At 64.9% G+C, this 20,650-nt stretch carries 24 protein-coding genes; 14 read left to right on the top strand and 10 right to left on the bottom strand.

The window, feature by feature from the left end:
* From L4923_RS27350 to L4923_RS27340, 3 genes are read right to left on the bottom strand one after another with little or no spacing between them, the layout of a single operon-like run.
* Positions 1-813: an ABC transporter permease gene (locus L4923_RS27350; protein WP_239370266.1), complete on the bottom strand. Its 813-nt coding sequence runs from the start codon at positions 811-813 to the stop codon at positions 1-3.
* 4 nt (positions 814-817) lie between these two features.
* Positions 818-1,762, bottom strand: coding sequence for an ABC transporter permease (locus tag L4923_RS27345; protein ID WP_239370265.1), 945 nt, complete (start codon positions 1,760-1,762; stop codon positions 818-820).
* Between the two features lie 4 nt (positions 1,763-1,766).
* Positions 1,767-2,903 (bottom strand): C45 family autoproteolytic acyltransferase/hydrolase, encoded by a 1,137-nt coding sequence (locus tag L4923_RS27340; RefSeq protein ID WP_239370264.1) that lies wholly within the window; start codon positions 2,901-2,903, stop codon positions 1,767-1,769.
* Positions 2,904-3,218: 315 nt separating this feature from the next.
* Here L4923_RS27340 and L4923_RS27335 point away from each other — a divergent pair, with 315 nt between their 5' ends.
* Entirely contained in the window at positions 3,219-3,941 is a 723-nt protein-coding gene (locus tag L4923_RS27335; RefSeq protein WP_239370263.1) for a BPL-N domain-containing protein, read from the top strand.
* Between the two features lie 190 nt (positions 3,942-4,131).
* The gene (locus L4923_RS27330; protein ID WP_239370262.1) at positions 4,132-5,604 is read left to right on the top strand and encodes a nucleobase:cation symporter-2 family protein; all 1,473 of its coding nucleotides are present in this window, start codon (positions 4,132-4,134) and stop codon (positions 5,602-5,604) included.
* Between the two features lie 95 nt (positions 5,605-5,699).
* Here L4923_RS27330 and L4923_RS27325 read toward each other — a convergent pair whose 3' ends face one another.
* The gene (locus L4923_RS27325; RefSeq protein WP_425531023.1) at positions 5,700-7,241 is read right to left on the bottom strand and encodes a bifunctional AfsR/SARP family transcriptional regulator/alpha/beta hydrolase; all 1,542 of its coding nucleotides are present in this window, start codon (positions 7,239-7,241) and stop codon (positions 5,700-5,702) included.
* A gap of 97 nt (positions 7,242-7,338) precedes the next feature.
* On the opposite strand from L4923_RS27325, the gene L4923_RS27320 reads away from it, so the two are divergent.
* From L4923_RS27320 to L4923_RS27310, 3 genes are all read left to right on the top strand, one after another.
* A complete protein-coding gene (locus L4923_RS27320) occupies positions 7,339-8,142 on the top strand; it encodes an alpha/beta fold hydrolase (RefSeq protein ID WP_239370260.1) in 804 nt (267 codons plus the stop codon).
* 3 nt (positions 8,143-8,145) lie between these two features.
* Positions 8,146-8,781, top strand: a complete 636-nt coding sequence (locus L4923_RS27315; RefSeq protein WP_239370259.1) for a class I SAM-dependent methyltransferase — start codon at positions 8,146-8,148, stop codon at positions 8,779-8,781.
* An 84-nt stretch (positions 8,782-8,865) separates the two neighbouring features.
* A complete protein-coding gene (locus L4923_RS27310) occupies positions 8,866-9,690 on the top strand; it encodes a class I SAM-dependent methyltransferase (RefSeq protein ID WP_239370258.1) in 825 nt (274 codons plus the stop codon).
* 41 nt (positions 9,691-9,731) lie between these two features.
* Here the strand turns inward: L4923_RS27310 and L4923_RS27305 are convergent, their stop codons facing one another.
* Positions 9,732-10,586 carry a LysR family transcriptional regulator gene (locus L4923_RS27305; RefSeq protein ID WP_239370257.1) on the bottom strand — a complete coding sequence of 285 codons (855 nt, stop codon included), beginning with the start codon at positions 10,584-10,586 and terminating at the stop codon, positions 9,732-9,734.
* A gap of 92 nt (positions 10,587-10,678) precedes the next feature.
* Here L4923_RS27305 and L4923_RS27300 point away from each other — a divergent pair, with 92 nt between their 5' ends.
* Complete coding sequence (locus L4923_RS27300) at positions 10,679-11,137, top strand: DUF3237 domain-containing protein (protein WP_239370256.1); 459 nt, start codon at positions 10,679-10,681, stop codon at positions 11,135-11,137.
* 213 nt (positions 11,138-11,350) lie between these two features.
* Here L4923_RS27300 and L4923_RS27295 read toward each other — a convergent pair whose 3' ends face one another.
* Positions 11,351-11,575, bottom strand: coding sequence for a hypothetical protein (locus tag L4923_RS27295; protein ID WP_239370255.1), 225 nt, complete (start codon positions 11,573-11,575; stop codon positions 11,351-11,353).
* 206 nt (positions 11,576-11,781) lie between these two features.
* On the opposite strand from L4923_RS27295, the gene L4923_RS27290 reads away from it, so the two are divergent.
* From L4923_RS27290 to L4923_RS27280, 3 genes are all read left to right on the top strand, one after another.
* On the top strand, positions 11,782-12,936 hold the full coding sequence (locus tag L4923_RS27290) for a helix-turn-helix transcriptional regulator (RefSeq protein WP_239370254.1): 1,155 nt from the start codon (positions 11,782-11,784) through the stop codon (positions 12,934-12,936).
* A 251-nt stretch (positions 12,937-13,187) separates the two neighbouring features.
* A complete protein-coding gene (locus L4923_RS27285; protein WP_239370253.1) occupies positions 13,188-14,231 on the top strand; it encodes a hypothetical protein in 1,044 nt (347 codons plus the stop codon).
* Positions 14,232-14,257: 26 nt separating this feature from the next.
* Positions 14,258-14,608, top strand: coding sequence for a hypothetical protein (locus L4923_RS27280; RefSeq protein WP_239370252.1), 351 nt, complete (start codon positions 14,258-14,260; stop codon positions 14,606-14,608).
* Between the two features lie 121 nt (positions 14,609-14,729).
* On the opposite strand, the gene L4923_RS27275 is transcribed toward L4923_RS27280, so the two are convergent.
* A complete protein-coding gene (locus L4923_RS27275; protein ID WP_239370251.1) occupies positions 14,730-15,686 on the bottom strand; it encodes an AraC family transcriptional regulator in 957 nt (318 codons plus the stop codon).
* A 167-nt stretch (positions 15,687-15,853) separates the two neighbouring features.
* Here L4923_RS27275 and L4923_RS27270 point away from each other — a divergent pair, with 167 nt between their 5' ends.
* The 4 genes from L4923_RS27270 to L4923_RS27255 all read left to right on the top strand — a co-directional run bounded on the left by L4923_RS27270 (position 15,854) and on the right by L4923_RS27255 (position 17,852).
* Complete coding sequence (locus L4923_RS27270) at positions 15,854-16,129, top strand: DUF4242 domain-containing protein (protein ID WP_239370250.1); 276 nt, start codon at positions 15,854-15,856, stop codon at positions 16,127-16,129.
* 17 nt (positions 16,130-16,146) lie between these two features.
* On the top strand, positions 16,147-16,509 hold the full coding sequence (locus L4923_RS27265; RefSeq protein ID WP_239370249.1) for a DsrE family protein: 363 nt from the start codon (positions 16,147-16,149) through the stop codon (positions 16,507-16,509).
* Between the two features lie 108 nt (positions 16,510-16,617).
* Positions 16,618-17,433 (top strand): hypothetical protein, encoded by an 816-nt coding sequence (locus tag L4923_RS27260; protein WP_239370248.1) that lies wholly within the window; start codon positions 16,618-16,620, stop codon positions 17,431-17,433.
* A 152-nt stretch (positions 17,434-17,585) separates the two neighbouring features.
* A complete protein-coding gene (locus L4923_RS27255) occupies positions 17,586-17,852 on the top strand; it encodes a hypothetical protein (RefSeq protein ID WP_239370247.1) in 267 nt (88 codons plus the stop codon).
* Positions 17,853-17,858: 6 nt separating this feature from the next.
* Here the strand turns inward: L4923_RS27255 and L4923_RS27250 are convergent, their stop codons facing one another.
* Both L4923_RS27250 and L4923_RS27245 read right to left on the bottom strand, forming a co-directional pair.
* Positions 17,859-18,071, bottom strand: a complete 213-nt coding sequence (locus L4923_RS27250; RefSeq protein WP_239370246.1) for a tautomerase family protein — start codon at positions 18,069-18,071, stop codon at positions 17,859-17,861.
* 429 nt (positions 18,072-18,500) lie between these two features.
* A complete protein-coding gene (locus tag L4923_RS27245) occupies positions 18,501-19,235 on the bottom strand; it encodes an SDR family oxidoreductase (protein ID WP_239370245.1) in 735 nt (244 codons plus the stop codon).
* 176 nt (positions 19,236-19,411) lie between these two features.
* On the opposite strand from L4923_RS27245, the gene L4923_RS27240 reads away from it, so the two are divergent.
* Positions 19,412-20,305 (top strand): LysR family transcriptional regulator, encoded by an 894-nt coding sequence (locus L4923_RS27240; protein ID WP_239370244.1) that lies wholly within the window; start codon positions 19,412-19,414, stop codon positions 20,303-20,305.
* 163 nt (positions 20,306-20,468) lie between these two features.
* Here L4923_RS27240 and L4923_RS27235 read toward each other — a convergent pair.
* Positions 20,469-20,650: hypothetical protein (locus L4923_RS27235; protein WP_239370243.1), on the bottom strand; the 182-nt coding region annotated here is incomplete at its 5' end.

Raw genomic sequence — 20,650 nt, 5'->3', positions numbered from 1 at the left:
TCATGCCATCGCCATGCGCGGGTCGAGACGGTCACGCAGGGCATCGCCCAGAAGGTTGGTTCCCAGCAGCGCCAGCGAGATGCAGGCGCCGGGCGCGAGGCTCAGCCACAGCGCATTCTCGAAATAGGGCTGGCTGGCGGCCAGCATGTTGCCCCAGGTCGGCGCCGGCGGCGGCACGCCGAGCCCGAGGAACGACAACGCGCTTTCGGCAAGGATCACCCAGCCGAACATCGACGTCGCGAACACCGAGATCGGTGCCAGGCAGTTGGGCAGGATGTGCGCCACCATGGTGTAGAGTTCGGAATTGCCGATGACGCGCGAGGCTTCGATATATTCCTTCTCGCGCACCGACAGCACCGCGCCGCGCACCACCCGGATGACCCCGGGCGCATAGGCCAGCGACAGCGCGATGACGATGCCGTTGCGCCCGGCGCCGGTGATGACGATCAGCGCCAGCGCGAGCAGGATGCCGGGAAAAGCGAGCAAGGCATCGGTGAACACCATGACGAGCCTGTCGACGCGGCCGCGCAGGCTGCCGGCCAAAAGCCCGATCACCGTGCCGATGGTGACCGCGATCGCGACCGTGACGGCGGCGATGCCGAGACTGGTGCTGGCACCCGCCATCAGCCGGCTCAGTATGTCGCGCCCGAATTCGTCGGCGCCCAGCCAGTGTGCCGCAGAAGGCGGCGACAGCCGGTTGAGCATGTCGAGCTGCAGCGGGTTGAAGGGCGTCCAGAAGGTCCCGACCACGCCTGCGGTGACCAGCAAAGCGGAGATCGCGGTTCCGAGGATGAGATTGGTGCTACGGCTCATCGCATCACACCGCCGATACGCGTGGGTCGAAGATCGGATAGAGCAGATCTACGATCAGGTTGACGATGACGAAGACAGCAGCGGTCAGAAGCAGGCAGCCCTGCACGACGGGGTAGTCGCGCGCATAGATCGATTCGACAAGCAGCCGACCGAGCCCGGGCAAGGTGAACACCGTCTCCAGCACGGCGATGCCGCCGAGCAGGTTGCCGAGCATCAGGCCGATCAGCGTCAGCGTCGGCGCGAAGGCGTTGGGAAAGACATGGCGCAGCAGCACCTGCCGTTCGGACAGGCCCTTGGCGCGCGCATGGGTGACATATTCCAGGCGCAACACCTCGATGGCGCTGGCCCGGGCCATGCGGATGAGCACGCCGGCCTCGATCAGGGCCAGCGTCACAATCGGCAGGATGACGAAGGAGACGGCTCTGAAGAAATCGTCGCTGAAACCGACATAGCCGAGCACCGGCACCCATTTCAGCTTCAGGCCGAAGACGACGAGCAAAAGCAGGCCGAGCCAGAAACTGGGGATGGACAGCAGCAGCGTCGCCAGCGACACGACCGTCAGGTCGGTGGCGCTGTTCTGTTTCCAGGCCGCGACGATGCCGGCGGGTATCGCGATCAGTGCGGCCAGCGCCACCGCCACCAGCACGATGATCGAACTCACCGCAAAGCGGTCGAGGATGAGAGGCAGCACCGCCTGGCCGGTGCGGGTCGACACGCCGAGATCGCCGGTCAGCACGCCGCCGATCCAGTAGAGAAATTGCAGCGGCCAGGGCTGATCGAGGCCCCAGCGCTGGCGCAGGATTTCGAGCTGCTGCTGATTGGCGGATTCGCCCAGCATCAATTGCGCCGCGTCGCCTGGGATGATCCGGATGAGGATGAAGACCGTCACCGCGACCAGCAGCAAGGTGATCAGCGTCATTCCCAGACGGCTGGCGGCGTAACGGAGCATGGACTCACGCCGCCAAATTGCGCGCTGCGGACAAGGTGTAGGTGGTCGACTGGCGGTTGAGAGCCGGAAGCGGCGTGATGTCCATGGTGCCGGCATTGCTGTCGATCATCAGCGTCGCGACGGTCGCGGTGAGGTCGCCGCGCTCGGATTTGCGCAGCGGCGCCCGGCAGACCGCGAGCGGCGCGCCGAACTCGTCGCGCAAGGCGGTGATGACGTCCCGGCGCGTGATGTTGCCGATCTTCGGCTTCAGGTGCTCCTTCACGCGCAGGTCGCGATAGAGGCTGTCGGGCGTGCCGAGAATGCCGACATCCTTGTATTTCGACAGTGCCGCCGTGCTCGTCCAGTGGTTGGCATGCACGATCAGGCCATTGTCCGGATAGACCGCGAAAGTCTCCGACGGCGCGCATTCGAAATCGATGGCCACGCCGTCGCGATGGCTGAGGATGAGATTGTTCGAGGTCAGCTTCTGCGTGGAGACGATCACGCCGATCGCGCCGGCATAGGTTTCGGCCTCCAGCGCCTTGCGCCGCAGCAGAGCGAGCGGAATGCCGGGCTTTTCGAAGTCGCGGTCGGACTCGATGTAATTGGCGGTGATGGCGATGCCGGCGGCATTGACGCCCGCGCGTGACACCGCGCCAGCCTCCGCGAACATCAGCACATCCGGGCCGTCGTCGCGCCTGATCTGGAGGACGACGGCGGTTTCGGCGCATTCCGCCTTCCAGTCCCAGTTGGTGGCGTGGATGATGGTCCCGTCCGCCGAGGCCGAAGGCAGCACGACGACGCCCGTGCATCCATCGGGAGAGTTCTGCTCGCGCTCGCTCGCCCGCTTCTGAACCTCCAGCGCCTCGTGCAGCAGTTCGGTGCGGGCATTGAGCAGCACCACGGAATCAAAATCGATCCCGGCGCCCTCGGCGATGCCCTTCATCTCTTCGACCAGATCGCCGTCATAGGCGTGGATGCGCGGCAGGTAGCTTTCGACGTGGCTGCGGATGCCGCGACCATCGAGGCCGCAATCGGCGAACTGCTTCAGGTAGTGAGAGACGCCGCGCTTGATCCTCTCGGCGGCAGCCTGCCCGTACTGGCGCCCCCTCTCGCGCGGGGTTCCATGGATTTCGATCAGGGGAAATTGGGAAACTGTCATCGGCTCTCTCTATTTATGCGCATAAACTAGAGTGATCCCGACAGAATTGGCAAGCCCATCTGACAAAAAATCTTTGGTCCATGCACCGTTCAAACCTCCGCTTGCCAAATGGAAGCTTCCAAACTTCCAGATCCCTTCACGATCTTGCCACAGGAGCGAGGCCGCAGCCGATCGCTGGTGCTGCGAACCCGACTTTGCGAAATCCGCATTTATTTTTGCGCAAAAACAAATGGCCGCTGCATGGGAAATGCCGCCGCAACTTGGCCGGAAAGCTCCCCGAGAACAGGGCAGCAATCCAAAAAGGGCATCCCGGTCATGAAACTCGCTACGTTGTTGGCCGCCGGAGTGGTGCTTGGTGCAATGCCGGCCCACGCCAAGACCGTCCATGTAGCGGTGTACCGCGGTCCAGCGGCCTGCGAGGGCTGCTCCGAAACGGCCAAGACATCGATCGAGAAGCTCGACCCGGCCTATCGTGTGGAATTTGTCGGCAAGGGCGAGAAGACCGACATCTCGCCCGAGACGCTGTCGCGCTTCGACATCTATGTGCAGCCGGGCGGTGGCCAGGACATTCCGGCTGCGCTGAACAGCCTCGGCAAGGCCCGCATCAATGCCATTCGCGGCTTCGTCGCCCAGGGCGGCGGCTATCTCGGCCTGTGCATGGGTGCCTATCTGGCAGACGACGCGAATTTCGGCCTGATCCCGTACGATCTTGCTTCCGAGGTCGGACGCCCCGGCTTCCCGGTCAAGACCATCGAGGATGCGGCAATCGACGTCGAATGGGCTGGGCGAAAGGATATGGTCTACTACCAGGACGGGCCCTACCTTCCGGCGAGCAAGGCGCCGGGCTTCCAACAGACCGCTGCCTATGGGAACGGCGACATCGCGGCGGCGCGCTATTCCTTCAAGAAAGGCACCGTCGTGCTGAGCGGGCCGCATCCGGAGGCCGACAAAACGTGGTTCGAGGCGGCCGAACTTCCGCTGGACAAGATGCCGAAGAGCAATCTGCTCAAGGACCTGGTGTCCCAGTTCAGGCACTGAGCCGGCGGCGCCAGCCCGACGAAACACACACTGTGCGAGGTGTCGGCACGGCGGTGCGGCACGCGATCAGGCTGGCGGCGATTACCGCCCTCAGACTTAAAAAGCTTCGCCGAAAGCAGGTCTAATCTCTTGCGCGCATGTCATCGACAATGAAGGAGCGTATTTCGTTCAAGCAGGGGAGGAGACCAGTTTGACCGCAACGTTATCGCAGGTGCAGGAACTGCACCGGCCGGAGGACGAGCATCTCGGCCTCTTCGCCAACCTTGCCTACGGCTTCCAGCATGTGCTGACCATGTATGGCGGCATCGTCGCCGTGCCGCTGATCGTCGGCCAGGCCGCAGGTCTTTCGCCGAACGACATCGGGCTTCTGATCACGGCCTCGCTGTTTGCGGGCGGGCTGGCCACGATGCTGCAGACCCTCGGCGTGCCTTTCTTCGGCTGCCGTTTGCCGCTGGTGCAAGGCGTGTCCTTTGCCGGCGTCGCCACGATGACGGCCATCGTGACCGGCGGCGGCGGACTGCCCCAGGTGTTCGGAGCGGTGATCGCCGCCTCCTTGATCGGCCTTTTGATCACGCCGGTGTTTTCCCGCATCACCAAATTCTTCCCGCCGCTGGTGACCGGCATCGTCATCACCACGATCGGGCTGACGCTGATGCCCGTCGCGGCACGCTGGGCGATGGGGGGCAACAGCGCCTCACCGGAATTCGGCTCAATGGCCAATATCGGCCTGGCGGCCTTGACGCTGCTGATCGTGCTTCTGCTCAGCAAGCTGGGAAATGCCTCGATCTCCAGGCTGTCGATCCTTTTGTCGATGATCATCGGCACCTTCGTCGCCGCCGCGCTCGGCATGACGGACTTCTCCAAGGTCGCCGACGGGCCCTTCTTCGCCCTGCCCACGATCTTCCATTTCGGGCTGCCGGTGTTCGGCGTGGCAGCGACGATCTCGATGCTCATCGTCATCATCGTGACGCTGGTCGAGACATCGGCCGACGTGCTGGCGGTCGGCGAGATCATCGGCACCAAGGTCGATTCCCGCCGCCTCGGCGACGGGCTGCGCGCCGACATGCTGTCGAGTTCGCTGGCGCCGCTGTTCGGCTCCTTCACGCAGAGCGCCTTCGCCCAGAATGTCGGGCTCGTCGCCGTCACCGGCGTGAAGAGCCGCTATGTGGTGGCCAGCGCCGGCGCGATCCTGATCGCGCTCGGACTGCTGCCGGTGATGGGCAGGATCATCGCGGCGGTGCCGCCTTCCGTGCTCGGCGGCGCCGGCGTGGTGCTGTTCGGGACGGTGGCCGCGAGCGGCATCCGCACCTTGTCCAAGGTCGACTACACCAACAACATGAACCTGATCATCGTCGCCACATCGCTCGGCTTCGGCATGATCCCAATCGCCGCGCCGCAGTTCTACGAACACTTCCCGGCCTGGTTCGCCACCATCTTCCATTCGGGCATCAGTTCGGCGGCGGTGATGGCGATTGCCATGAACCTGCTATTCAACCACTTCCGGACCGGCAATTCCGACCAGCAATCAGTATTCGTCGCCGGCATGGAACGCACGCTGCGCTACCAGGACATCGCCTGCCTGCACGAGGGCGACTATTTCCTCGACGGCAAGCTCTACGACTCCACCGGCAAGCCGGTTCCGATCGTCGCCCACGAGCATTGAAGAGCGAAGGGCACACCTCCTCGCTCGATCTTTCGGAGTTTTTCGCGGGCTGCTTCACGGCAGCCCGTTCGTCGCAACTCCTCGACAAAGCCACCTCATCGGGTGCGATCCGCAAACTCGCTGATGCTGCGGATAAGCGGGGTCTGGTCGCCGACCCAGAACCAATGGTCGTTGCCGTCCACCTTCACGAACCGCCCACCCGGTATGTTCGCAGCAAGGAACCGGCCCGCCTCCGAGTGGACGGCGCGATCGCCCGCGCGATGCAGTACCGTTGTCGGGACCGAGACCTTTGCGAGCAGATGGCGGACGTCGGTGTCGCGCAGCGCTTCGAGCACACCCGTCACAGCGCCTGGGCTGGAGGCCGCCCTCAGCAACCCGGCCCACCAGGCTTCCGCCTGGCGGTCGCCGACGAGGCTTGGGGCAAAGGTCTCGATCTCCGCCGGTCCGCCCCAGTCGGCGATCAGGCGTCGACGCCACAGCTCGTACTGCTCGTCCGTCAAGGCGAAAGCGTAGTCGCGCGTGCGGCTGCCCTTGGCAAGGGAGCCCCAGAGCACGAGCCCGACGAGACGGTCGGGATGGTCGACCGCGAAGCGGATGCAGCCGGGCCCGCCCTCTGAAGATCCGACCAGCAAAGCGCGACGGCTTCCGGCCGCTTGCATCACCGCCAATATATCCCCTGCGGTCGCATCGACGGTCGGACGCTCTCCGATCCGGTCGGAGAGACCGACGCCGCGCCGGTCGAACAGGATGAGGCGACCGATGCGCGAAACCGCGGCGATCCAGGAACGGCAGCGGCTATCCTCCCAGATCCGCTCCACATGCGACACGAAACCCGGAACGAGCACAATGTCCAACGGACCATCGCCGACGGTCTGGTAGGCAAGGTGGAGACCATCCACTTCGACATAGCGCGTTCGCGGCGCTTCAATGGCCTTGCCCGGTTCTTGCAACAGGGCCAGGGTGGCGGGGTCAAGGGCCACTCCGAGCTCATCCCGCAAATGCCGGGCGCATGCTTCGAGCCGGCGCTCGGCCGCAACCCTGTCGCCGGCTGCGAGGTGGGCGCGGATCAGGTGACGATGCGCGCTTTCGCTCAGAGGATCCAGCCCCACCAGACGCGTCGCATGCACGATCGCAGCACGGGCGTCGCCAGCGGCGATCTGCATCTCGATCAGACGCTCCAGCGTCTGCGCCAGCCGGCTGCGCAAGGCCTCGCGCCTGAAGAAAGCCCATTCCTCGAATTCCTGACAGCCCGGCAGGGCAAAGCCGCCAAGAAAATCGCCCGTGTAGGTGCCGGCCGCGATTTCAAGGGAACCGCTGTCGCAGGCATCTTCAAAGGCTCTGGTGTCGAGGTCGACCGCGAGCGTGGGGCGGAGGCTGAGCGTGGTGCCGCTTGCAACGACGAGCTCCCCGGCGAAGGCGATGCGGATTTTATAGAGGGTGCGCCGCAGGCGCGCCCGGGCCGTCTCTTCGCCGGCTTCGGGCCATAGCAGCGTGGCGACGGTCTCGCGTGAGACGGCTCCACCAGCTTCGGCGAGGAAGATGAGGAGTGCGGCGGCCTTGCGCAAGGCAAGCGACACCCGCAGCCCGTTCATGCGGAACTCCGGAAAGCCCAGAAGCCGAAATTCCAACCGCTCCATCGATCCGCACTCTTCACCAGGGGACGCTGGGGGGACGCCGGCCGTCTATTGGCTCCCACGACTTCGGGCCGACCCCGAAGATTTTCTGGAGCGAGAAATGTCACCGGTCAATACACCCAGCCTTCACCGCCTTTCCAAGGCCGTTGCCGAGGATGGCATCCCGATAGCCTATGCAGACCTCGGCCAAGGCGAACCGCTGGTGCTGCTGCACGGCGTCACCGAGAGCGGTGAAGCCTGGCACGAAGCGGGCTATGTCGAGCCGCTCCTGAAGCGTGGATGGCGGCTGATCCTCATCGACTGCCGCGGTCATGGACACAGCGGCAAGCCGCACGACCCGTCCTCCTATTCCGGCCGCAGGCGGGCCGCGGACGTCGCTGCCGTCCTCGATCACGCCGGCATCCGGCGTGCCGCGCTCATGGGACATTCGATGGGCGGCATGGTGGCACTCGCCACCGCCGCCTACCATCCCGATCGTGTCAACGCGCTGATCGTCAATGGCGCACACCCCTTCGCAGAGGATCTCGCCCCCTTGCGGGCCGCCTTCAAGGATGATTTCGAAGCCTGGCTCGCCTTCCTGACGCAGTTGGTTCCCGACTTGTCGCCGAACAGCTGCCGGCGCATCCGGGCCAACGATCTGGCCGCCATTCAGGCAAGCCTTGCCGGCGACAGGCCCGATTTCTCGGCCGCCCTTGCCACGCTCGATATCCCCGTGCTTGCGATCAGCGGTCTGCTCGACCCACGCTGGGCGTATGTCCGTAAGTTCGCGGAACTGGCAAAAGGCGAATTCCTGCCCCTCGCAGACAAGAACCATGTGACGGCCTTTCTCGATGCCGGCGCGATCGTGCCGGCGGTCGACGGGTTCTTACGGCGTGTCGGCGCCCGTACCATGGAAAGGAGCTGAGCCATGTGCCGGTCGTGTCTCTCCTGGTACGGACGACGCATTGCACCGTATCTCGTCCATGCCGGCTGCTCGTCGGAGGCCTTCTCGCGCATGCGGCGGCGCATGGTGCCGCATGCGCAGGGCGTCGTGGTCGAAGTCGGTTTCGGGTCGGGCCTGAACCTTCCCTATTACGATGCAGTCAAGGTGACGCGGCTCATCGGCGTCGATCCCGACGGGACCATGCTCGCGCTGGCCAAACGCCGCGCCATGCCGTTCGATGTCGAATGCCTTCAGGCTCGCGGCGAAAGCATGCCGCTGGCAGATGGGCTGGCCGACACGGTGGTCGTCGCCTACGCCTTCTGCACTGTCCAGCAGCCGGAAGCGGCGCTGGCGGAAATCCGGCGCATCCTGAAACCCGACGGGCGGCTGATCTTCCTCGAACACGGGCAGGCCAATGCCAATTGGCGCAGAAGGCTGCAGGACCGGCTCAACCGAGCCTGGGGCGCACTTGCCGGGGGCTGCAAGCTCAACCGCGACCCGTTCCAACTTGTCGCCGATGCCCGCTTCGACATTCGAGACTCGTGGCACGAGAAATTTCCGCCCGCCTTCTGGCTGTTGGGCAGCCATTACGCCGGCATCGGCATTCGGCAATCCGATTAGAGCGTGGGCAAGATCACATCAAGCCAGCGGCGCATGTGAGACAGTGTCCCCTGTCGACCTGCGCCCCATTGGTGGAGAACACATATGACCAATTTCGCGGCTACGGAACCGCCAGGTCTGTCCGACGTCTGGGCGATCGGAGATGCCTACGAACCCTTTGTCGGCCGTTGGAGCCGGCTTGTTGCCGATGAATTCATAGACTGGCTGGGAGTGCCCGCGGGGGCGCGGTGGCTGGACGTGGGCTGCGGCACCGGAGCCTTGATGCAGACCGTTCTCTCACGCGCCGCGCCCGCCAGCGTCACCGGCCTCGATCCGTCCGAAGGCTTCCTCGGTTACGCGCAGGACCGGGCGAAAGACCCGCGTGCGGCGTTTCGCTTGGGAGACGCGCAGGCATTGCCGTTTGCCGATGGTGCATTCGAGGCCGTGGCGGCCGCCCTTGTGCTCAACTTCATTCCCGCTCCCGCCCTGGCGGTGGCTGAAATGAAGCGTGTGCTGCGCCCGGGCGGCACCGCTGCGGCCTATGTCTGGGACTATGCCGACGGGATGCAGCCCATACGGCATTTCTGGGACGCGGCGACAGCTCTCGATCCTGCCGCAGAACAGCTGGATGAAGCCCGGCGCTTCCCGAACTGCAATCCGGCATCCCTGCTTTCGCTGTTTCGCGATTGCGGCCTCGACCAGGTCGAAGATCGTATCATCGAGGTACCATGCGTCTTCCGGGACTTCGACGACTATTGGCGGCCTTTTCTCGGTGGGCAGGGTCCAGCACCGACCTATTGCGGCACGCTGTCCGACGAGCGGCGGGCGACGCTACGCGACCGGCTGCATGCGAGGTTGCCGATCGAGCGCGACGGCTCGATCCGGCTGACCGCGCGCGCCTTTGCAGTTCGCGGAATTTATCCAACCTGATGCGCGTGGACCGCGAATTCCCTCATTGACGACCATTGCGCTTACGCTGCTTCCCGCGCCTGCTCACACAGCCAGGCGCACAGTTGCCGCGGCGCCAGACGAGCGTCGTCCGCGCGCACCAGCGCGAAATGCCAGGCCGGGCCGCTCAGGACGCAGGAGAAAGGCGCGACCAGTTGCCCGGAGGTCAGAAGCGGCGCGAACAACGAAGGCGACAGCAGCGCCACGCCGAGCCCGGCAACGGCGGCGTTGGCGTCCAGCTCATGCGTTGGATAGTCGACCGCGGCGAAACGCAGGCCGGGCGGCGTCCCGTACCCGGCCGCCGCGAACCAGCGATCCCAATCGGGGTGCGGCAGGAGGTCGAAATCGGCCAAGGTGGCGGCGGCGTCCAGAATGCCGCCACCGAGCAGGGATGGCGCCAGCATCGGCGTCACTTCGACGGGCGTGAGCCGGTATTCGTCGAGCCCAGGCCAGCCGCCGCGTCCCGTCCTGATCGCGACGTCGAATGCGTGCGCATCGCGCACATCGGCCGAGACATCGATCTCGATGCTGGAAGCGGAGGAAACGTAGCGCGCCAGGCGCGGGGCGAGCCAGCGCGAGGCAAAGGTCGGCGGCGCGGTCAGCCGAAGCGGCGGCGTGGCGGCCTGGAATTCCGCCAGCGCATCGGCGACGGCCGACAAGGCTTCCTGAACCCGGCCGGCCAGAACGGAGGCGGCGGCCGTCGGGACGACGCGACGGCCGACACGTTCGAACAAGGGCTGGCCAAGCTCCGCCTCCAGGGTGCGGATGCGCAGGCTGACCGCCGCCGGTGTCAGGAACAGGCGCTCGGCCGCGCGCGCGAAACTACCCGCCGACACGCACGCCTCAAAGACCCGCAGGGATTCCAGGGATGGCCGCATGATCAGTTTCTCTTGTGAAGCACACAAGCAATGCGCGTTTTGAAAGCAGCAAGCTTGAGCGCACATGTCGGCCACAAAATAGGAGATCGACCGTGCTGCTGCAATCGCGTCATCTGTTCACGCTATTCATCGCGCTCCACCCGACACTGGACCTCGGGCAGACACCGGCGGGTGGCCGGCGCATCTTTCCCGTCTCGGGCGGCCATTTTCGCGGTGAACGCATCGGCGGCACGGTCTCCCCGCTGATCGGCTCCGACCTGCTTCTCGCCCGCCCCGACGGCACGTTCCAACAGGATGTCCGGCTGTTGCTCGTCGCAGACGATGGCGGGCTGGTGCTGATGACCTATCGTGGCGTGAGGCATGCGTCCCGCGAGATCGACGAGCGGCTGCGGCGCAACGAGCCTGTCGACGCCTCGGAATATTACCTGCGCATCACGCCCTATTTCGAAACCGCGGCTCCAGCCCACGACTGGCTGAACAGGATCGTCTCGGTCGCCAAGGGCGGGCGCTGTCCGGGCGGCGTCGAACATGAGGTCTACGAGGTTATTTGATGCGCTCACCCGAAAAACCGACGCGCCAATGGTGCTCGCTAAGAAATATCCGGCGATGTCTGCTGCTGATGCTGGACTGGTATCATCGGCAAAGAGCGAGGAGACGCAGCCGTTTGGACCTGCTCGATCTGACTGACAGAGAACTACGGGAACTTGGCCTCCGGCGGAGCGACTTCGATGGTCAAATCCACGCCGTGCCTGCCGAGAGCCCGGCTACTTCGCGCGCAGCTGTGCGTCATAAGCGCGGTCGAGCGTGTCCATCATGCTCTGCAGCGCCTTGTCGACGTCGACGGCGGTCGGCCTGATCTGGAGCTGCAGGGCGGCACGCCGAAGCAGCATGGCGACGTCGCGCGGCGGCAGCTCGGCAAGGTTGTCTGCTGCCCACTCCAGCTCCTCGATCAACCGGGCCGTGTCGTCGCTGCCTGATATAACGCTCATTCTTCCCCGCGGAGCGCTGTATGACCGTTCCTCTTTACCACGATCGGGTCGGAGAGGAAAATCGCTGGCAAGACCAGCACTCATGCACTGCTGCAAAATCCGGGCATGCCCCGAGGGCTTGTCATCCCCCAGATGGGGGATGGTCAACGCAACCAAAAAGGGCCAAGATCGAACACGGGCAAGTTGCAGCGAAGGGGCGCTGCTTGATGAGGGCTGTTGTCAACTATGACGAAGCGCGCGTCGCTGCGATCGCGCGCGATGTTTCCGAAGCCATCGACCGGGCGGCTTTCGATTCAGGGGACTGGAACGACGTTCCTTCGGCCCTGGCGCGAGCCTTTCCCGGCTCGTTCGGCGCGTTCTGGAACATCAACTACAGCCAGACCGACATGAGCTTCCTGGCGACGCACAACATCGCCCCCGATTTCCTTAAATCCTATGCAGAGCATTTTGCCTTCATCAATCCCTGGACGGAATATTGGGAAAACATCCGAAACGGCACCGTGGCCGCCTCGGAAGTGGTGGCGCCGGCGCGCTCGTTCGACCGCACGGAATTCTACAACGACTGGCTGAAACCGCAGAAGGACGTCGAAGCCGCCGCGGGCCTGAAGCTCGTCGGCGGCCAGGGCGAGATCGTCACCTTCCTGATGCACTATCCCCTGTCCCAGTCGGATCGTTACGAAGCCGCCGCCGTCGAAGTGCTGAACCGCGTCAAGAGCGCCGTGGACCGCTCGATCTCGCTGGCCCGGCTGCTCAGGAAGCGCTCCGAACTGGCCCTGTCGGGCGCAGCGCTTCTGGAGCGGTCGCGCTGCGCCGCCTTCGTGGTGGACACCAATCGCACGGTGCGCGATGCCAATGCGCAAGCGGCCGAGCTGTTCTCCAAAGGCAGCCCGGTTTCGGCGTTGCGGCGGCGCGTCTGCCTTTCCGACAAGGAAGCCGATGTGCGCTTCGGACAGTTGCTGCGGGCGATGGCGAACGCTGGCGCCAGCGAGCGTTCGACCCTGGCCTTCCGGAATGCCGGCACCGCCTGGGAAATCGTGCTGGCCCCCTTGCAAGCCGGTGCAGAGACGTCCGGCATCCTGTCGCTGCTGCCGCCGCAGAAACTGGTGCTGGTCCTGGTGACGGAACTCAAGCCGCTGGCGCAGGAGGTGCCGGAGCTCGCCAATCTCGCGCCGCTGTTCGGCCTGACGAAAGCGGAGATCGTCTTTTGCCGCAAGCTGCTGGCGGGCGAAAGCGTGAGCGAGATTGCCGATAGCCAGAAACTTTCGGTCGAGACGGCCCGGACGCGGATGAAATCGATCCTGCACAAGACGGAGTCGCCACGCCAAAGCCAACTGATGCTTCTGCTGTCGCGGTTCAGCTAGGACGTTTCCAACGCCCGATCTGCCCGAATGCAGGCAAGACGCTTCGGCCATTCATTTCTGCGTTCCTGAATGGGTCCCCGGCACTCCGGTCGCTTCGCCCTGCGAGGTCGAGAATGACGGGCTTCATTTGGCTTCGGCGCCGTTGGTGCCCCGGCATCCTCATGGGTGCCGGAGATTGCGCTCCCAAATGGGAGTTGTTGGCGGCATCGGACAATCGTTGAAATGCCTGAAACCGAGCAAAGGGGGGCCTTATGCTTTTCAGGCAACTGCTTTTGGCAGCAGCGGGCGCGGCCGCAACGTGCGGAACCGCATTCGGCGGCAACATGGACGACTACAAGCATGTTCCGACATACCGCATGGCGTCGCCATATGAATGCGGCGGCGACGATGTCGGCCGGGTGCAGGTCTCGTGCAAATATATGGAGGTGGGCTCCATCGACGGCTATTCGAGCCTGCGCGTCAGCGACGATCCGCGTTGGCCGAAGCTGGAGAAATACCGGCTCGGCGGTACGCGCCTGAAGTTCGCCGGCATTGCCTGCGCCAGAGCGGACCGGGAGGAGAAGGCGAGGAAGGTTGCGCTCGGCCGCGCCTTCACCAACGTCAAGCGCCTCGTCGAGGACTTCGAGGAAACCACCTTCACCGGCAAGCTGAAAGAGCTCGGCTTCAACAAATATGACGACGGCTGGAAGTGCACCAAGACCGACAATACGGCCGGCAGCGACGGCCCGGTGGCGTCATCCGAGCCGGACAATTCCACTTCGCAGCAAGCCGACCAGCAGGCCGCGGCCGCTGAGAGGGCGCGAGCGCAGGAAGCAGCCCGGCGCAAGAGAACGGCGACCTTCATCATCACCAGCAATGACCGCTACACACTCGGGCTCGGTTTCTTCTCCGAGACGCGCAACGCTGCCTGGCCGGGCGGCGGCAAGCAATATGTGCTTTCAGGCACGGAAACCTACAACCTGACCTGCCAGCCCGGCGAGAAGATCTGCTTCGGCGCGTGGCGCGACCACCAGACCACCTATTGGGGATCGGGGCGCGGCGGCAAGCAAGCCTGCAACAGCTGCTGCATCAAATGCGGCGGAACGTTCCGCACGACGCTGAGCGACGGCGGCGCGGATGCCTACCCGCAGACCAGTTCCTCGTCCGGCGGCAGCGATACGCTCGACACGGTCATCGGCGCGATCGGCCTGGGCGCCGCCATCGTGCAGGGCATGAACAGCGGCGGTGGCGGCGGGGGCTACATACCACCACCGCCACGCGCAAAAGCCTACCGGCCGAGCGGCATCAGCCAGTAGCGGCCGGGGAGAGACAGCGAGGGACGATGTCGAAGCGCAACAAGGCAGTGCTCGGAATGCTGTGCGGGCTGGTCGCTCTTCCCGCCATGGCCGAAGACGAGCCGACGATGAAGACCATGATGGCGGAGATCAAGTCGCCGGATGTGCGCATGGTGGTGAACGCGTCATCGCACACGCTGGACTGGGTGAATGCCCGGCTGACGGTAGAAGGCAAGCCGCGGCTTTATTGCAGGCCGCCTTCTACCCCGTTGTCGGTCGACGAACAGATCGCGATCCTCAGCAATTGGGTGGAGGAACGGCCCTATATCCAGATCGACGGCATCCATGCATTCCCGAGGCATCTGCTGGATGCGATGGTGGCCAAGTTTCCCTGCTAGAGCGTTTCCGTTTTTCACGGAAACGCGGAAACGCTCTAAGCTTTTGTTTTCGCTGCATTTTTGTAACGCCAAGTGATTCCACTCGACTACAAAATGCTCTAGCTTCTGCAAGCCGTTCCGATCATGCCCGCCTCGCCTGCCGCCGCCAGGCTGCCGGCGGCAGGCCGGTGTGGCGCTTGAAAGCGCGGTTGAAGGCGGGTTCGGACTCGTAGCCGATCTGGGCGGCGATGGCGGCTGTGGAATCGGCCGTGTCGGCGAGCCGGCGGGCGGCGAGCTGGATGCGCCAATTGGCCAGATACTGGATTGGCGGCACGCCGAGCAGCCGGCTGAAATGCTCCGCGAAAGTCGAGCGTGAAGCGGCGACCTCGCCCGCGAGATGATCGACCGTCCAGGGCCGCGCCGGCTCGCGATGGATCAGCGCCAGGGCACGGCCGACGACGGGATCGCGCAGGGCCGCCAGCACATTGTCACCGGCCTCCTGCTGTTCGGCATATTGGCGCAGAATCTCGACGAACATGATGTCGGCCAGGCGCGTCAGCAGGCAGGCAGCACCGGGACGCGCCGCGGTGGCCTCCTCGATGACATAGCTGACCACCCCCTGCAGTCGGGGCTGGTGCTCGCCCCAGCGGATACGCAGCATGGCAGGCATGCGCGCCAGCATCGGATGGAGCAGCGCCTCGTCGGCATGCAGGAAACCGCAGACGATGCGCGTCATGTCGCCATTGCCGCCATGGCGCAGCACCGGCGGCTTCTCCCACGGCAGCGGCGGCAGCAGCGGCAAGACAGGTTCGGGCTTCTTGCCGGGCCGGTCGGCCATGGCGAGCGCGTCGCCATAGGGCAGGACGAGGATGTCGCCGGCAGCAAGCTCCAGCCGCGCGCCGTCTTCGGTCTCGGCGTAGCAATGGCCCTCGGCGATGATGTGGAACAGGATCATGCGCCGGGCATTGGCGACGAACATCGGCGCGAAGACCTGCGTGTGCGGCGATGACAGCGCCCAGGGCGCGCAGAACTCGGCCTGGAAGAGCACGGAACCCGAAATCCGCACCGCGCCGAGAATATCGGACAGCACATCCATCATGGCGCCCCCGCGTCAGCCCTGCCACAACGATAGGCCCAGCCGGACGATCGGGCAAGAAGTCCGGTGTCCCAGGCATGGAAGCGGACATGCGCCGGCCGCATGCTTGCCGGGCAGTGCAGAAGACCGGGCGAAAAGCCGACAGAACCCTGCGCTGAAGGGAGGCAGCAATGAACCGCTATCTGATCGAACGCGACATGCCGGGCGTTGCCGGTATGAGCGACGCAGAATTCTGCCAGGCCGCACGGAAATCCAATGAAGTGCTGGCTGAAATGGCAGCCCGCGCGCAGTGGGTGAATTCCTTCGTCACCGACGATTGCATCGTCTGCGTTTATCTCGCCGAAGATGAAGAGGCCGTGCGCGAACATGCCCGCTTGAGCGGCTTTCCCGCCGACCGCGTGATGCCGGTGCGCCGCATGATCGACCCGACCACCGCCAACATCTGAACCAAAGGAAATCCGCAATGACCACCCAGAACCTTGTCGTGCTCATCACCCACGGCATCGACCACGAACTGTCGTCAGCAGCCTTCACCATCGCCAATGGCGGCATGACCGCCGGGCTGAAAGTCTCCGTCTTCCTCACCAGCTCCGGCGTCGACCTGGTGCGCCGCCGTGCTGCCGACACCACCCATGTCAAGCCGCTGGAACCGCTGGCCGACCTGATCGCCGACTTCCTGAAACGCGGCGGCACGCTGTGGGCCTGCACGCCTTGCGTGAAAAGCCGGGGTTACGAGCAGGCAGACCTGATCGACGGGGTGATCATCGCGGGCGCCAGCGGCATGCATGAGCTGATCAAGAACGGCGCCGCGACACTGTCGTTCTGAACCGACGACGGATGCCGCGCTCGCCGGCATCCGTCTGATCCCCCAGATGGGGCATGCAAGCGGGTTCCATCTCCAGCAATCCTGTCCGGGATTCGCAGGGAGATCATCATGCGGCTGCTTGGGGCCATGACATTCATCGGCGCTTCGGTGCTCGGCGTTCTCGACGCGCATGCCGTCGACATCTCCGGCATATGGATGGGCTCGATCCAATGCTCCTACGGCAGGGGCAGCCTGAACATCACTGTCGGCCGCGACGGGAGCATCTCCGGCGGCGTCACCAACGGCACGGTCACCTCGGGCTCGGCGCGTGGCCGGTCGGTTCGGTTCAGCACGACCAATGCCTTCGGCAATGTCAGCAACTTCACCGGCACGGTCGTCGGCGACGACATGAGCGGGACCTACAGGCAGAGCGCGTCGTCGGAGGTCTGCAGCTGGGACGCCAGCCTGCGAACCGGCATCCGCACCAGCCAGTCGGCCAACCCCGGCAAGGACCCGGAGCCGAATTATTCGAAGCTCGACGCGAAGAAGAAGCGCGCGGCGCGAGAGAAGGATGCGCAGTCGTTCCTGACGGCGGGCGCGGCGGCGGCGCGCTATTGCACCTATACGGACCAGATGGTGGCGGCGGGGCGGTTCTCGCAGGCCGCAGAGGCCTTCCGGCTGATGGGGGATTCGGTGCGCAGCGTGAAGGCCGACCGGCTGGCCAAGGCGGCTTCGGCCAGAGCCGATGTTTGCCAGCGAAAGCAGAGGACAGCACGCGCGGCGCCTGCGAGGAAGGCCAATGAGGTCGCGAAAGCCCAGCCGAAGGACGTGGCCCGGAAATGCAAGGACCTCGCGGACTACCAGAAGAAGCTGGAGAAAGCCGGCCAGACGGAGCTGGCGCTGAAAGTGAGGCTGCAGGCCAAGCTGAAGCTGAAGTGCCGGTAGGGGCCAAGAAAGACGGTGATCGCGGCCTGCCTCAAGCCGTCAGATAACTGGACTGTTGAACGGCTCGATCCCGATAGAAGCTGCCTGTGTGGGTGGTTTCACAGACGATGGCGACCATAGGCGATCAGGTGTGGCGAGGGAGGAACCACATCATGGAAAGCGATCTCCTGATCCTGTTTTTCGTGCCGCTTGTCTTGATCCTGATCATGCCGGGGCGGAGATCGTTTTGTGCCGTCGCGGCTGTCCTTGCCATCATCGCGGCTGGCTATGCAGCGTGGATCTATTACCTGTCGTCTGGAGACCCGTTCGGTCTCGCGATCCTCCAAATTATCGTCGTTCCCTGGATTCTCGGCTGGGCTACCGGTGTCATCCTCAAGTCGGCATGGTTTTCACGACGGAGCAAGCCGCAGGAAGGGTAAGACACTTCAGTCTTTCGCCCGGTATGCTTCGGGGATGGTGTAGACCTCGTCGGCGCGGCCGTAGCCGCCGTCCGGCACCTCCTCGATGAGCACCATGGTGTGCGGGCGCGCGGCCTCGCTGAAATAGTCGACGAAGAGGTTCGTGACGCGATGGACGAGTTCTTCTTTCTGGGTTTTCGACAGGGCCGCCTGCGGGATTTTGATGTTGGCGAAAGGCATGGTGGGGTCTCCTTGGTTGATGGGGTGAATGCCGGGTGGTGAGTCAGGGATAAAAAGGGTGTGCTGTTCTGGACCGCCGTGCAGTGTCGGCGTTCTGGAATGGATCCCCGACACTCTCCAGTCGCTCCGCTCCCTGCGAAGTCGAGGATGACGGGGGCAGGAGCGCCCCGGCTAATCTCCAACGTCGGTGATGACGCCGATGTTCGGCGCGACGATGAACACCTCGGCCGATCTCCGAAGTTGGCGACAATGCCTGGGGCGCCCATGATCGACGCCAGGCATCAGCGGTGACTGTTAGCATGGACGGCAAAGGAAGCCCGTCATCCTCGACCTCGTAAGGAGCGCAGCGACTGGAGAGTGTCGGGGATCCATGCCGGAACATCGAAGGGAAGCCTCGGCGTCGGGGACAGCGCGATGCGTTTGCTCCGCTCAGATCACGCCGCCATTGGCGCGGATGACCTGGCCGTTGATCCAGCCGGCTTCGGGCGAGGCGAGGAAGGCGACGACGCGGGCGATGTCCTGCGGCTGGCCGAGGCGCTTGAAGGGGTTCATGCCCTTGATGGCCTGCACCTGTTCCTCGCTCTTGCTCTGCAGGAAGAACTGCGTTTCAACCGGGCCGGGCGCCACCGCGTTGACCGTGATGCCGCGGGGGCCGAGTTCCTTGGCCAGGACATGCGTCATCGCTTCCACCGCAGCCTTGGTGGCGGCATAGACGCCGTAGCCCGGCTGATAGAGCCCGACGACGCTGGAGGAGGAGGAGACGATGCGGCCGCCATCGCGCAGCCGCCGCGCAGCTTCCCGCATGCCGCGGAAGACGCCGCCAAGGTTGAGCGCCAGCTGGCGATCGAAATCGACATCCGAAACCTCGGCCAGCGCGCCGAGCTTCATGGTGCCGGCGTTGTTGATCAGCACATCGATACCACCGAACACCTGTTCGGCGGCATCGAACAGCGCCGGCACGCCGGCAGCCTCGCCGATATCGGCCTGGACGGCGACGGCGCGGCCGCCTTCCCTTTCGATGGTGGCGACGACCTGCTCGGCCTCTTCGCGACCGCGCGCATAGTTGACGACGACGGCGAAACCGTCGCGGGCAAGCTGCTGCGCTATCGCCGCGCCGATGCCCCTGGATGCGCCGGTGACGATGGCGACGCGTTGCTTTTCCATGATGTCATCTCCTGTGTTGTGGGCATGAGATAGCGAGCGAAACGTTCGGGATAATCGGCCTTCTGCCGTCATCACTATTCGGATATCCTGAACAATCTTGAGCGGCAGGCTCGGGCCGAGGCCGTTTCAGGCGTGGTTCCGGGATCCGGCAGCGGGGATCGCGAGCGGAGACAGGCATGGATCGTCTCGAGCAGATGCGGCTGTTCGTGCAGGTGGTGGAACGGCGCAGCTTCACGGCGGCGGCGGCCGATCTCGGCGTGCCGCGTTCCACCGCCACCGAAGCGCTGAAGACGCTGGAAGCCAATCTTGGCGCACGCCTGCTGGAACGGACGACGCGGCATGTTGCGCCGACGCCGGATGGCGAGGACTATTACCGGCGCTGCCTGGATATACTTGGCCGGCTCGATGAGGCCGAAAGCGACCTGCGCGGCGGCCAGCCGCGCGGGCAGCTCAGGGTGGACGCGCCGGGCCTGCTGACCCACACTTTCCTGTTGCCTCGCCTGCCGGAGTTCCTGACGCGTTATCCACTGATCGACCTGCATCTTGGACAAGGCGACCGGCTGGTCGACCTGGTGCGGGAAGGCATCCATTGCGCGATCCGCGCCGGCGAGCCGGCAAGCAGCGGCATGATCCTGAGGCGGCTGGGCACGATCGAGGAGATCACCGCGGCCAGCCCGGGCTATCTCGCACGACACGGCACGCCGCAAAGTCCGGACGATCTCGACGGGCACGAGATGGCGGGCTTCGTGTCGTCGCGCACCGGCGAAGTGATGCCGCTGGAATTCATGGTGGATGGCAGCGTGCGCAAGGTGGTGCTGCCCAGCCGCGTGACCAGCAACAATTCCGATACGGTGGCGGGCCTGGCGCGGCTCGGCCTCGGCCTGATCCAGGCGCCGCGCTATCGCTTCGTGCGGGACCTTGCCAGCGGCGTATTGGTGGAGATCCTGCGCGCCACGCCACCGCCGCCGACGCCCCTGTCGGCGCTCTATCCGCAGAACCGCCAAGTGGCGCCGCGCCTGCGGGTGTTCCTGGACTGGGTGTCGGAGGTGTTCAGGCAGGCGGAGATTTAGAGCGGGCTGTGAAGGGGGTTGAGGGGCCGAGATTCGGATCGCGCCGCTGTACCGCATTGAGGGCTTTGTCTGGGTGCGTCCTTCGAGGCTCGCCCGACATAAGCTTTTGCCACTTTTCAATGTATTGCGGGCTCGCACCTCAGGATGAGGGCCGTTGTGCCGTTCAGGCTAGATTCTGAAACGTCGCAGATTTGGGCACCGTCGCACGGCCTCCCTCATCCTGAGGTGCGAGCGCAGCGGGGCGCCCGCCCGCCCCCCCCCCCCCCCCCCCCGGGGGCGGGGGGGGGGGGGGGGCGCCCCCGCCGCCCCCCCCCTTGTGGGGGGGGGGGGGTGTGGGGGGGGGGG

Source organism: Terribium retamae (assembly GCF_022347545.1).
GTDB lineage: Bacteria > Pseudomonadota > Alphaproteobacteria > Rhizobiales > Rhizobiaceae > Mesorhizobium > Mesorhizobium retamae.
The sequence above is the reverse complement of the archived record's forward strand: the minus strand, read 5'-3'. Positions and strand labels throughout refer to the sequence as shown.